At 60.4% G+C, this 13,607-nt stretch carries 10 protein-coding genes; 1 reads left to right on the top strand and 9 read right to left on the bottom strand.

From position 1 onward, the window contains the following. Window positions 1–124: 124 nt before the first annotated feature. Window positions 125–1,471, bottom strand: a complete 1,347-nt coding sequence (gene pmbA, locus FHW68_RS21990; RefSeq protein ID WP_183683097.1) for a metalloprotease PmbA — start codon at window positions 1,469–1,471, stop codon at window positions 125–127. A 108-nt stretch (window positions 1,472–1,579) separates the two neighbouring features. Here pmbA and yjgA point away from each other — a divergent pair, with 108 nt between their 5' ends. Further along, a complete protein-coding gene (gene yjgA, locus FHW68_RS21985) occupies window positions 1,580–2,104 on the top strand; it encodes a ribosome biogenesis factor YjgA (RefSeq protein ID WP_095634846.1) in 525 nt (174 codons plus the stop codon). A gap of 53 nt (window positions 2,105–2,157) precedes the next feature. On the opposite strand, the gene tldD is transcribed toward yjgA, so the two are convergent. From tldD to mreB, 8 genes are all read right to left on the bottom strand, one after another. Next, on the bottom strand, window positions 2,158–3,600 hold the full coding sequence (gene tldD, locus FHW68_RS21980; RefSeq protein ID WP_095634847.1) for a metalloprotease TldD: 1,443 nt from the start codon (window positions 3,598–3,600) through the stop codon (window positions 2,158–2,160). A gap of 13 nt (window positions 3,601–3,613) precedes the next feature. Continuing rightward, on the bottom strand, window positions 3,614–4,468 hold the full coding sequence (locus tag FHW68_RS21975; RefSeq protein ID WP_095634848.1) for a carbon-nitrogen hydrolase family protein: 855 nt from the start codon (window positions 4,466–4,468) through the stop codon (window positions 3,614–3,616). Window positions 4,469–4,653: 185 nt separating this feature from the next. Next, complete coding sequence (locus tag FHW68_RS21970) at window positions 4,654–8,457, bottom strand: YhdP family protein (protein ID WP_183683095.1); 3,804 nt, start codon at window positions 8,455–8,457, stop codon at window positions 4,654–4,656. Between the two features lie 75 nt (window positions 8,458–8,532). Further along, window positions 8,533–9,990: a ribonuclease G gene (gene rng, locus FHW68_RS21965; RefSeq protein WP_095634850.1), complete on the bottom strand. Its 1,458-nt coding sequence runs from the start codon at window positions 9,988–9,990 to the stop codon at window positions 8,533–8,535. Between the two features lie 57 nt (window positions 9,991–10,047). Then, window positions 10,048–10,644: a nucleoside triphosphate pyrophosphatase gene (locus FHW68_RS21960; RefSeq protein ID WP_095634851.1), complete on the bottom strand. Its 597-nt coding sequence runs from the start codon at window positions 10,642–10,644 to the stop codon at window positions 10,048–10,050. A 44-nt stretch (window positions 10,645–10,688) separates the two neighbouring features. Beyond that, entirely contained in the window at window positions 10,689–11,180 is a 492-nt protein-coding gene (mreD, locus tag FHW68_RS21955; RefSeq protein ID WP_095634852.1) for a rod shape-determining protein MreD, read from the bottom strand. Beyond that, window positions 11,180–12,307 carry a rod shape-determining protein MreC gene (mreC, locus tag FHW68_RS21950; protein ID WP_183683117.1) on the bottom strand — a complete coding sequence of 376 codons (1,128 nt, stop codon included), beginning with the start codon at window positions 12,305–12,307 and terminating at the stop codon, window positions 11,180–11,182. Before mreC ends, mreD begins: the two co-directional genes overlap by 1 nt. A 142-nt stretch (window positions 12,308–12,449) precedes the next feature. Beyond that, window positions 12,450–13,487: a rod shape-determining protein MreB gene (gene mreB / locus FHW68_RS21945; RefSeq protein ID WP_002555108.1), complete on the bottom strand. Its 1,038-nt coding sequence runs from the start codon at window positions 13,485–13,487 to the stop codon at window positions 12,450–12,452. Window positions 13,488–13,607: the final 120 nt, after the last annotated feature.

Below are 13,607 nucleotides of genomic sequence, written 5' to 3'. Positions count from 1 at the left end.
AACATCGATATCGACTGAAATGACGCTATCGCGGCAAGCCCGCTCCCACAGGATCTGTGTTGCGCCCCATAAAAAAGGCGCGCCATCCGATAGATGGCGCGCCTTTTTGTGCAGCAGTCGGAGGTTAGCTACCCGCCACCGTCATCCGCTCGATCAATACCGACCCGGTGCGAATGTTGCTGCGCAATTCCAGGTCATTACCGACTGCAATAATTTGCTTGAACATGTCACGCATGTTGCCGGCGATGGTCACCTCCTGCACCGCGAACTGTATTTCGCCGTTCTCGACCCAGAAACCCGCCGCGCCACGGGAGTAATCGCCAGTGACCATATTCAGGCCCTGCCCCATCAATTCGGTGACCAGCAAGCCACGGCCCATGCGCCGTAGCAAGGCGGCCTGATCTTCGTCGCCATGGGTGACGAACAGGTTGTGCACGCCGCCGGCGTTGGCGGTGCTCGGCATGCCTAGCTTGCGGCCGGAGTAAGTGCCGAGTACGTAGGACACCAACTCGCCCTTCTCCACGAAGGGTTTGGCGTAGGTGGCCAGGCCATCGCCATCGAACGCCGAACTGCCCAGGGCGCGCATCAAATGCGGACGTTCATCGATGGTCAGCCATTCCGGGAACAGCTTCTGCCCCAGCGTGCCTTCCAGGAACGAGGATTTGCGGTACAGACTGCCGCCGGAGATCGCCGACAGGAAACTGCCGAACAAACCACCGGCCAGTTCCGCGGAAAACAGCACCGGCACTTCGCAGGTCGGTACCGGACGCGCCCCCAGACGGCTCGCCGCCCGTTGCGCTGCACGCAGGCCGATGCTCTGCGGGCTGGCCAGCAAATCGCCCTGACGGTTTACGTCATACCAGTAATCGCGCTGCATTTGCCCCTCGGCTTCGGCGATCATCACGCAACTGAGACTGTGACGAGTCGACGCGTAACCACCGATAAAACCGTGGCTGTTACCGTAAACCCGGCAGCCCTGGTGAGTACTGAGGGTGGTGCCGTCGGCATTCTTGATCCGGTTGTCGGCGGCAAACGCCGCCGCTTCACAGGCCAGGGCCTGCTCGATGGCTTGCTCCGGGGTAATGTCCCATTGATGGAACAGGTCGAAATCCTGCAGATCCTTGGCCATCAGTGCGGCATCCGCCAGGCCCGAGGCTTCGTCTTCAGAGGTGTGCTTGGCAATGGCCAGGGCGGCGGCGACGGTTTCGCGAATCGCATCCGAACCACTGGCCGAAGTGCTGGCCGACCCTTTGCGCTGGCCTACGTACAAGGTGATGCCAAAGCCCTGATCGCGATTGAACTCAACGGTTTCGACTTCCCGTTGACGCACCGTGGTCGACAGGCCCTGCTCCAGCGACACGGCCACTTCACAGGCACTGGCGCCCTGGCGCTTGGCTTCAGCGATGATCTGCTCGACTTGTTCTTGCAGTGCCGGCAACGCTTGTGGGCCGACGCTTTCAACTGCACTCATGCTGTTCTCCACTCAAATTCTGCTTTCGGCTGGGGCCTTCGAGCGACCGGGCCGGACAAGCGGCCCCCGACTGGTTATCATGGCGGCGTTTCTTTGCGGACGGCCACCATGGTTGATTCTTACGACGACTCCCTCGATACGGGAGAAAAAAGCAAATCCCAGGTTAAACGCGAGCTGCATGCGCTTGTTGACCTTGGCGAGCGCCTTACAACGCTCAAGCCTGACTTGCTGGCAAAACTGCCATTGACCGACGCTATGCGCCGGGCCCTGGCCGATGCGCCCAAGCACACCGCGAATATCGCGCGTAAACGGCACCTTATGTTCATCGGCAAACTGATGCGCGATCAGGACACTGAAGCCATTCTGACTCTGCTCGATCAACTGGATGCCTCCACTCGGCAGTACAACGAACGTTTCCATGGCCTGGAACGCTGGCGCGATCGCTTGATCGCGGGCGACGATGCAGTTCTGGAGAAGTTCATGCTCGACTACCCGGAAGCTGATCGTCAGCAATTGCGCTCCCTGATCCGTCAGGCCCAGCACGAACTGGCGACCAACAAGCCACCGGCTTCGAGCCGTAAAATCTTCAAGTACATCCGTCAGCTGGACGAGACTCAACGCGGTCTGCGCTAACGTCCCGCATCCCCTGTAGGAGCTGCCTGCGGCGGCTCCTACAGGGGATATTTTCACGCCCCTGTGCCACCCACAGTAATCGCATCAATCTTCAGCGTTGGCTGGCCGACACCCACCGGCACCGACTGCCCATCCTTGCCACAGGTTCCCACACCGCTGTCCAGCGCCAGATCGTTACCGACCATCGACACCTTGCTCATGGCTTCCGGGCCATTGCCGATCAACGTCGCGCCTTTGACCGGGGCAGTAATCTTGCCGTCTTCGATCAGGTACGCCTCACTGGTGGAGAACACGAACTTGCCGCTGGTGATATCCACCTGGCCACCGCCGAGGTTGGCGCAATAGATGCCTTTTTTCACCGAGGCGATGATTTCCGCCGGGTCGCTTTCGCCACCGAGCATGTAAGTGTTGGTCATGCGCGGCATCGGCAGATGCGCATAGGATTCCCGACGCCCGTTACCGGTGCGGGCCACGCCCATCAGGCGCGCATTGAGCTTGTCCTGCATATAACCTTTGAGCACGCCGTTTTCGATCAGCGTGGTGCACTCGGTCGGCGTGCCTTCGTCGTCGACGCTCAGCGAACCGCGGCGCCCGGCGAGGGTCCCGTCATCGACGATGGTGCATAGCTTCGATGCAACCATCTCGCCCATGCGCCCGCTGTAGGCCGAACTGCCCTTGCGGTTGAAATCGCCTTCCAGGCCATGGCCGACGGCTTCGTGCAGCAACACGCCGGACCAACCGGAACCCAACACCACCGGCAATGTACCCGCCGGGGCCGGGATCGCTTCCAGATTCACCAGCGCCTGACGCAACGCTTCGCGGGCATAGCCCATGGCGCGGTCATCGCTGAGGAAATAGCGGTAATCGGTACGACCGCCACCGCCATGACCACCGCGTTCACGACGGCCATTTTGCTCGACAATCACGCTGACGTTGAAACGCACCAGCGGTCGTACATCCGCCGCCAGGCCGCCATCGGTGGAAGCAATCAAAATCCGCTCCCAGACCCCGGCCATGCTCACAGTGACTTGCTGGATACGCGGGTCGAGGGCGCGAGTCGCGACGTCGATGCGCTTGAGCAACTCGACTTTCTCGGCACGGGTCATCACTTCCAGCGGGTTATCCGGCCCGTACAATTGGGTGACATCCTGGGTGGTGAACGCCTGCACGGTACCGTTCTGCCCGGCCCGGGAGATCGAACGGGCTGCACGGGCTGCCGCGCCCAGCGCTTCAAGGGTGATCGCATTGCTGTAGGCAAAACCGGTCTTCTCACCCGATTGCGCACGCACGCCGACACCCTGGTCAAGATTGAAGCTGCCTTCCTTGACGATGCCGTCTTCCAGCGCCCAGGATTCGGAAATCTGCCCTTGGAAATACAGGTCGGCGGCATCGATGCCCGGGCCGGCCAGATCGCCGAGCACACCTTGCAGGCTCTCGATCGTTACGCCGCCGGGCGCCAGGAGGTGTTCACTGACGGAGGACAACAACTCGCTCATATGCTTTTACGCCTTAAATTCGTCGTTCTGATGCAGGTCGCTGGGCGCCCTGCGAGAAAAAGCGCCGGTGAGTGGACACCGGCATCCGCGCCCTGATGGACGCCTGTTCGCTGCTGTCGCGTTGGGCCAGCAGCACGGCCTCGCCTTGATCCTGTTGCGCCAGCACACGCCCCCATGGGTCGACGATGGCGGCGTGACCAAAGGTTTCTCGTGGCCCCGGATGCGTCCCACCCTGGGCGGCCGCGAGCATGTAACACTGGGTTTCGATGGCCCGCGCGCGAATCAGCACCTCCCAATGGGCCGCGCCGGTCACCGCGGTAAAGGCCGACGGCGCGGTAATCAACTCCGCGCCGGCCGCACGCAATTCGCTGTACAGCTCCGGGAAACGCAGGTCATAACACACCGTCAGGCCGACTCGACCGACCGGCGTGTCGGCAATAACCACACCACTGCCATAAGCATAGTCATCGGATTCGCGATAACGCCCGCGATTATCCGCCACGTCTACGTCAAACAGGTGCAGCTTGTCATACCGTGCAACGGTTTCGCCGAGGTCATCCACCAGCAACGAGCACGCATGCACTTTGGCCGTCGGTTGATCCACCGGCGGCAACGGCAATGTGCCGGCTACTATCCATAACTTGAGGTCGCGGGCGGTCTGTTTCAACCACGGCAGGATCGGGCCTTCGCCCAAGGCTTCGGCGCGGCCGATGTCGGCAATGTCGCGCCGGCCCATGGCGGCGAAGTTTTCCGGCAGCACGGCAAGCCGCGCGCCACCGCTCGCCGCCTGCTCGAGCAGACGACGGGCCTGGGCCAGATTGGCCAGCACGTCGCTCTGGCTGACCATTTGAATCACCGCTACAGACATGGTCTATTCCCTATGTGAAATCTACGCATACCGGTAGGCGCTGCGGAGTGAAACGAGGCGGCGATCTTTTGATCCTGATCTTCAAAGTCAAAAGATCGCAGCCTGCGGCAGCTCCTACAGGAGTAAGCGGCGTCGCATGAAAACATGCTACTCCATAGGCCCAAAGAGTGCTTTTTCAAAAGAATTCAAAAAGGCTTGTCGAAGGTGATTTTCGGATCTTTCCATGGGCCTTTGACGGTGTATTTGACGCTGGCATAGCGCGCCACGCGGTCACCGATCAGCTTGTCGATCAGGAACAGCGCCCCGCCGACGGCCGGTGCACCGACGATCAACGCGGCAATCGGCAGATTGTTGGTCACCGGCAGAGTCACCAACAACTTGGCGTCGATCTGATCACCCACCAGGTCCAGTGTGCCGTTGAGCTCCACATTGCTCGACGGTCCGGTCAGCAGAATAGGTTCACGGGTCACGTAGACGCCGTTACTGGCGACCAGCAAACCTTTGACCCGGTCATAGCTCAAGCCTTTGCCGAACAGGTCGGAAAAGTCCAGGCGCAGGCGCCGGCCTATGGAGTTGAAGTTGAGCAGGCCAAATACCCGCAGCGCTTGAGCACCACCTTCGACTTCTACGAACTGACCTTTATTCAGCGATGCATCAAGGCTGCCGGAGAAGCGTTTGGACGCCAGCCACGCCGGCGAACCAGGCCAGCGACCGTCGACGTTCATGTGAAACTCTTCGCTGGTGACGCTCGGTGCAAACCCCCACCCCTTGAGCACGTCGGCAAGGTTCTTGCCACTGACTCGGCCCTTGTACCAACTGCTGGAATTACCCGGCATGCCTTCCCAGCCACCACTGCCGCGCAAGAGGATGCCCTTGAGGCCCAGATCAAGGGAATTGAAAGCGATGCCCTTGGCGGTCGGCCGAACTTTCAGGTGCCACGCGCCCACCAGGTCCGGCCCCTGGAACAGCTGATTAATGGTGACATCCAGCGCAGGGACCTTCGTCGGGTCCACCGAGGCCAGCGGATCCGGCGAATTCTCGTCAGCCAGCGCTGCAGGGTCTCGTGCCGGCAAGCGCACATATTGCAGATTGACCGCAATCGGCGCGGCTTTCGCATCGGCAATTGCGACGCTGCCCTTGGCCTGCTGACTGTCGAGTTGCAAAGCCCACGCGGCCGGTTTACGCATCAACTTCACCGACGCCTGATCGAGGGTGGTGCCGAAACCCGTGAGTTTCCCAACCTTCAGATCCGCGCCACTGAGCAACTGCTTGGCACTGCCGCCCGGATCCTGGCCAGCATATTTGCTCACCAGATCCTGCCAGGGGGCGACATCCAGCTCGGACAGTACCCCACGCACGCGCAAGCCTTTGGCGCCGGGCAACACGGCACTGCCGCCACCGAGAAACAACTCGCCGCGACCGTCGGTGAAATTGCCGGCTGGTGCCGCAAACGTGAAACTGGCCAGTTCACCATAGGTGGCCCAGTAACGCCGCTCCGGCCCTTGCAGGGTCATGCGGAACACGGTATCGCGCCCGACATCGGCCGCCATGCCGAACGGTGCTGGCAAATCAACCGCCACGCCTTTGAGACTGGAGCTGACCATCAATTGGCTGTCGGCGCCAGCAAGGTTCAATTGCAGTTGATAAGGGATCGTCCCCGCCACCGGCAATGGCTGAGTGACATTCAGCCATTCAGCCAGTTTTTTGACCTCGACCTCACTCGTCGCCGTAACCCGGGTATTGAGCTTGCCCGGGCTGCCTTCAGCAAATATCTGTGCGGTCACCGGCTTGTCGAAGGCCCGTGCCGTGATTTTTTGCCCGCTCAGCCCCTTGGTGCTGTCGAAACGGAAATCGCCCTTGAGTTGCGTCAGTTCCAGGGTGGGCTCACTGAGCTTTAAACGGGCCTTGGCGGTCTTGAAGTCGACGAGGATTTTCGGCTGCTCGCCTTTGACCAGCGGGATATCGAGTTTGAGCTTGCCTTGCAGATCGCCCTCGCCTTCCCAGCCAGCGAACGTCTCGGCAGTGCCAATGGGCGCTTGCTGCAAAATCTTCAGGCCATCGCCCAACCCGCCAGCGAAGGCGCCATCAAGGAACAGATGAGTGCTCTGCCCGGCAGGCACACGAGGAATATTGACGTAGACGTCACGGACCTGAGTGTCGAGCAATTGGCCCTCGCTCGCGACGATCCGCACGCCGCTGTCTTCGATGAACACATCGCCGCTGACCTTGCTGACATGTGGCCAGCCTGGCTGGAACGCCAGCTCGGCATCGTGAACCTTGAAAAACAGGCTGATGCTGCGAGCCGTTTCGGCGGCGCCGTGGTTCAGCGAACCCTGGTACTGGAAGAAGCCTTCATCCACCGCGCCTTTGAGAATTGCGGTGCGCAGCCATTCGTCCAGCCCCGGGCTGAGAACCGTCGGCAGGTACTTGGCGGTGTAGCGACCGTCGCCGTCGACCAGGCCGACCCGCAGGTCCATGTAGTCTTCCTTGGTGTGATCGAAATGCAGGCGGATCAGGAAATCGCCGGCAATCTTGCCCTCTTCGCCCAGCACTTTCAGGTACGGTGCGATCAGGGTGAAAGCTTCTTTGTCGAGTTTCCAGGTCAACCGCGCGTTGGCCTGAATGTACTGCCATGGCTTGGCGAAAATCGGGTCCAGATGCAGGGAAAAATCCTTGCTGTCCATGCGCAGTTCGCCCTGCCCGAGGTCGCCGCTGATACTGCCACTGACATTTCGCACCGCTGGTGCGCCGCGATAAGCGTCAAAGCCGACTTTTTCCAGGTTGGCGGCAAAGCTGAATTTAGTGTCATCGGTAGCGGCTGGGCGAAAGTCGATCAGCACATTGCGCAAGACGCCGGTGACCTTGAGCCGCTCGACCGCCGTGGCGATCCCCTCGGGCAGCGGGCCCAATGCGTTCAGCAGCGGGGTGAGCGGTGTGAGATCGAGACGGTCAGCTTGCAGATGCAAGAGCTCGGGCGCCTTGTCTGTCGCGCCAGTCTGTTGAAATTGCAGTTTCGATTCCCAGCGGCTGTCGCCCAGGTTCATGGCCAGAGAATCCAGGGTCACCAGGACCCCAGTCGAACTGCGCTGGAAATACCCGTTCAGCGCCAGGTTGTCGATCTGGATCGGCTTGCGCTCGGCATAGGCGCCTTTGAGTTGCGGTGCGTTCAAACGAATCGCAGCGCGTTGCACGGTGCCGTTGCTCCAGTTCATCCAGAACTCGCCACCGGCCTTGATCCGGGAAAAATTCCATTGCTGGGTCAGGCGTTCTGGCAACCATTTCGACCAATCGCTTTGCGGCAGGCTCAGGTAAGCGTCCGCTTCACCGTCCTTCCATTGGGCTGCGCGTAAACGGGTGCGCACACTCATCGCCACCGGTTGGCCGTCGGGCAGAGTCAAACGAGCATCAAGCCGCTGACGGGATGGACCGGTTTTCAGATTCAGGCCAACGTAGGTCAGGGTGAGCGGCGACTCTCCCAACGGCTGCAAGGTGATCTGGCTGTCGAGCACCGACAGCTGCCGGACCCTCTGCATGCGATTGAGCAGTTGCTCCGGATCCAGTGGCTGATCCTGCTGCACCGGCAAACCTTCCAGCGCCCAATGACCGTCTTCGCCTTCCTTGAGGCTGATCTTCAGGCCGTTGAGTTCCAGGTGTGCGATGCGCACTTCGCGCGCCAGCAGGCTGGCCCAGAGGTCCGGCACCGCGCGCACCTGATCCAGGCGCAGGGCATTGGAACCTGCGCCAAGCATCACGTCATGGGCCAAAAGAACCGGGGCGAAACCGCTCCAGTTGCCTTCCAGCTTGCCGATTTGCAGGGGCATGCCCAAGGCATCGCTGGCTTTGTCTTCGACGTCGACACGGTACTCGGCCACCAGCGGCGTCAACTCTCGGCCGAGGCTGACGAACAGCGCCATCAGCACCAAAACCAACGCACACAGGCCCAGACCCCAGCGGGTCAGTGCGGCCAAAATGCGGGTCAGACGGTCCATGTCAGTTGGCTCCCATGGCAAAAATACTGCAAAAAGCTGAGGCCAGCCGTTCTAGTGGAGGTGAAACACAACGATTCAGAGCAACACCACGTCGTATTGTTCCTGGGAGTACATGGTTTCGACCTGGAACCGAATGGTACGCCCGATGAAGCCTTCGAGCTCGGCGACGTTGCCCGACTCTTCGTCGAGCAAACGATCGACCACTTTCTGATTCGCCAGCACCCGATAGCCCTCGGCCTGATAGGCCCTGGCTTCGCGCAGGATTTCGCGGAAGATCTCGTAGCATACGGTTTCCGGTGTCTTGAGCTTGCCGCGCCCTTGGCAGCTACTGCACGGTTCGCACAGCACTTGCTCAAGACTTTCGCGGGTGCGCTTGCGGGTCATTTGCACCAGGCCCAACTCGGTGATGCCGATGATGTTGGTCTTGGCGTGATCGCGCTCCAGTTGCTTCTCCAGGGTTCGCAACACCTGACGCTGATGTTCTTCATCTTCCATGTCGATGAAGTCGATGATGATGATCCCGCCCAGATTACGCAGACGCAACTGACGGGCAATGGCGGTGGCGGCTTCCAGGTTGGTCTTGAAAATGGTTTCTTCGAGGTTGCGATGACCGACAAAGGCCCCGGTATTGACGTCGATGGTGCTCATGGCTTCTGCCGGATCGACCACCAGATAGCCGCCGGACTTGAGCGGTACCTTGCGCTCCAGGGCTTTCTGGATTTCGTCTTCGACCCCGTACAGGTCGAAGATCGGCCGTTCGCCGGGGTAATGCTCAAGACGGTCGGCAATCTCCGGCATCAGTTCGGCGACGAACTGCGTGGTTTTCTGGAAGGTTTCCCGGGAATCGATACGGATCTTCTCGATCTTCGGGCTCACCAGGTCCCGCAAGGTGCGCAGTGCCAGACCGAGGTCTTCGTAGATCACACTCGGCGCGCTGATGGTCTTGATCTGTTCGCTGATCTGATCCCAGAGCCTGCGCAGGTAGCGGATATCCATGAGGATTTCGTCAGCTCCGGCCCCTTCGGCAGCGGTACGCAAAATGAAACCGCCGGCCTCCTTGATGCCTTCTTTGGCCACGCAGTCGGTGACCACTTGCTTGAGGCGTTCGCGCTCGGCTTCGTCCTCGATCTTCAAGGAAATGCCGACATGCGCGGTGCGCGGCATGTACACCAGATAGCGCGACGGAATCGACAATTGCGTGGTCAGGCGCGCGCCTTTGGAACCGATCGGGTCCTTGGTGACTTGCACCACCAGGCTCTGTCCTTCATGAACCAGCGCACTGATGCTTTCGACCGTCGGACCTTCGCGAAGGGAAATCTCCGAGGCATGAATGAACGCGGCGCGATCCAGACCGATATCGACGAAGGCGGCCTGCATGCCTGGTAATACCCGCACGACTTTGCCTTTATAGATGTTGCCGACGATCCCGCGCTTTTGCGTGCGCTCGACGTGGACCTCTTGCAGGACACCGTTTTCGACCACTGCCACGCGCGATTCCATCGGCGTGATATTGATCAGGATCTCTTCACTCATGGCAGGGTCTCGTTCAGGCATGTTCACGATAATGGCCGCATCTTGTCAGTACGACGCTCAGCGCGCGTTAAGGGTTTGCCAACAGGGTATGCCGAAATGGCCGAGCAGCTCGCAGGTTTCGCACAACGGCAATCCGACCACCGCCGAGTAGCTGCCATTAAGCCCGGCGACGAACACCGCGCCCAGCCCTTGAATCCCGTAACCGCCAGCCTTGTCCCTGGGTTCGCCGCTGGCCCAGTAGGCCGCGGCTTCGTCACGGTCGATAGGGCGAAAACGCACCAGACTGCGCACCACCAAAGACTCGCAGCGCTCGCCATTGCGCACCGCAATGGCGGTCAGCACTTCATGCTCGCGCCCGGACAACAGCATAAGCATGGCGCATGCGTCGGCTTCGTCCACCGGCTTGCCGAGAATTTTCCCGTCCAGCACCACAGCGGTATCGGCACCCAACACGCAGAAATCGGCGCCGGACATGACCGTGCCATGCCCGGCCTCGGCCTTGCTGCGTGCCAGGCGCTCGACGTAGGCCGACGGGCATTCTTCAGGTAAGGGGGTTTCATCGATGTCCGCGCTGATGACGGAGAACGGCACGCCGATCTGCGTGAGCAGTTCACGCCGACGCGGCGAGCCTGAGGCGAGGTACAGCTGTTTCATCAAGACATCTCCCTGTCGAGGTTATGGGCAAATGCCTGACCGAATTAATTGATTTTGTAGCGTCGACGCAAACCGCGCAAACCGTAGCTGATCCAGGGCCAGAGCAACGCGCTGACCAGTGCCGGTAACACCAGTGCCAGGGTCGGCTGGCGATTGCCAGTCAAGGCACTCAGCCACAACTGCACCAGTTGGGCGAGGCCGAAGATCACCAGGATCACCAGGCTCTGTTGCCACATCGGGAACATGCGCAAACGCTGTTGCAACGACAGCACCAGGAAGGTAATGAGCGTGAGGGTCAACGCGTTCTGACCCAGCAACGTGCCATATAGCACATCCTCGGCCAGCCCCAGGCACCAGGCGGTCACCATGCCGACTTTCTGCGGCAGGGCCAGCGCCCAGAAGGCCAACAGCAAGGCCAGCCACAGAGGACGCAGGATTTCCATGAACTGTGGCAGCGGCGAGACGCTGAGCAGCATGCCGATGGCGAAGGTCAGCCAAACCATCCAGCCATTTCGGGATGAAGTAGTACCGCCCATTATTCTCTTCCCCCAGTGGTAGCCGGCGCGGAAACAGGCGGTTTGGCAGCTGGCTTCACGGCAGCGGGTTGGGCCGCCGATGGTTTGACGGCGGCTGGTGCCGACGCGGGTGGCGTACTGGAAGCATGGGCAGCGGCTGGTTTTGCCGGAGTTGCGGCAGCAGGTGCAACCGCCGGGGCAGCCACGGCAGCCGGTATCACCGACACGGACGGTTTGGGCACGGTCGCGGGGATGATCGGCCCGCCGCCATGCTGGTCCAGCGCTTCCTGGGCCTGGGCGGCGTCGTTGGCGCGTTCCTCAGGCGTGCGTCCGTCACTGAATACCAACAACAGATAACGGCTGCGGTTCAATGCAGCGGTCGGCACCGCGCGGACGATAGCGAACGGTTGACCGGAATCGTGAATCACTTCCTTGACCGTCGCCACCGGATAACCCGCGGGGAAACGCTGACCGAGGCCGGAGCTGACCAGCAAATCGCCTTCTTTGATGTCGGCGGTATCGGCCACATGACGCAACTCCAGACGTTCCGGGTTACCGGTGCCGCTGGCAATCGCCCGCAGCCCGTTACGGTTTACCTGGACTGGAATGCTGTGGGTCGTGTCCGTCAGCAACAGTACGCGAGAGGTGTAGGGCATCAACTCCACCACCTGCCCCATGAGGCCGCGAGCATCGAGCACCGGCTGACCGAGGACCACGCCGTCGCGCTCACCTTTATTGATGATGATGCGATGGGTAAAGGGGTTGGGGTCCATGCCGATCAACTCGGCCACTTCGACCTTTTCGTTGACCAGCGCGGAAGAATTGAGCAACTCGCGCAGCCGAACGTTCTGCTCGGTCAGGGCGGCCAGCTTTTGCATGCGCCCCTGCAACAGCAGGTTCTCGGTTTTGAGTTTTTCGTTTTCGGCGACCAGTTCGGTCCGGCTGCCAAATTGGCTGGCCACACCTTGCCATAGCCGCTGCGGCAGGTCGGTGATCCAGTAAGACTGCATCAGCACCAGCGACATTTGGCTACGCACTGGCTTGAGCAGTGTGAAGCGGGCATCGACCACCATCAGCGCGACCGATAGCACGGCCAGCACCAACAAGCGCACGCCCAGTGAGGGGCCTTTGGTGAAAAGCGGTTTAATAAGCCGCTCCTCCCAGGCAAATGTTCTCTTTATTCATACGGCATCAAACCGGCCTGGATGCAGACTGACAGAAGATAAACGCAACAGGCAGCACTGCAAAGTGCTGCCTGCGCGCTCAACAGCATAGAGGCGATCCGGCGGCTTATTCGCTGGAAAGCAGATCCATGGTGTGTTTATCCATCATTTCCAATGCGCGGCCACCGCCGCGTGCAACGCAGGTCAACGGGTCTTCGGCGACGATTACCGGCAGACCGGTTTCCTGGGCCAGCAACTTGTCGAGGTCACGCAGCAAGGCGCCACCACCGGTCAGCACCAGACCACGCTCGGCGATATCCGATGCCAGCTCCGGAGGCGATTGCTCCAGTGCACTTTTCACGGCCTGAACGATAGTGGCCAGGGACTCTTGCAGAGCTTCGAGCACTTCATTGGAGTTCAGGGTGAATGCGCGTGGAACGCCTTCGGCCAGGTTACGGCCACGAACGTCGACTTCGCGAACTTCGCCGCCCGGGTAAGCCGTACCGATTTCCTGTTTGATGCGCTCGGCGGTGGATTCGCCGATCAGGCTGCCGTAGTTGCGACGTACATAGGTGATGATAGCTTCGTCGAAACGGTCGCCGCCAACCCGTACCGATTCGGCATAGACCACGCCGTTGAGGGAGATCAGCGCGATTTCAGTCGTACCGCCGCCGATATCGACAACCATCGAACCGCGAGCTTCTTCCACCGGCAGACCGGCACCGATCGCAGCAGCCATCGGCTCTTCGATCAGGAACACTTCACGGGCACCGGCACCCAGGGCCGATTCACGGATGGCACGACGCTCAACCTGGGTGGACTTGCAAGGAACGCAGATCAGCACACGAGGGCTGGGCTGCAGAAAGCTGTTTTCGTGAACCTTGTTGATAAAGTACTGCAGCATTTTTTCGCAGACGCTGAAGTCGGCGATCACACCGTCCTTCATCGGACGAATGGCAGCAATGTTGCCCGGCGTACGGCCGAGCATACGCTTGGCCTCGGTGCCGACAGCAACGACACTTTTCTGGTTACCGTGTGTCCGAATAGCCACAACCGATGGCTCATTCAGGACAATACCGCGCTCGCGCACGTAAATAAGGGTGTTGGCAGTGCCCAGGTCAATGGAAAGATCGCTGGAAAACATGCCACGCAGTTTCTTGAACATGGGAAAGGGACCCTAGGCAACGCGTGGGTAAAAAAGTGCGGCAAACTCTAACAACGACAGGGATTTTGGGCAAGGCGCCAATATGTTAAATTGGCCGCTTTTCTGTGCACCAAGCCCCAC

The organism is Pseudomonas sp. Tn43 (genome assembly GCF_014192635.1).
Taxonomy (GTDB): domain Bacteria; phylum Pseudomonadota; class Gammaproteobacteria; order Pseudomonadales; family Pseudomonadaceae; genus Aquipseudomonas.
Note: the sequence above shows the minus strand (reverse complement) of the source record. Positions and strands in the feature narration are given on the sequence as shown.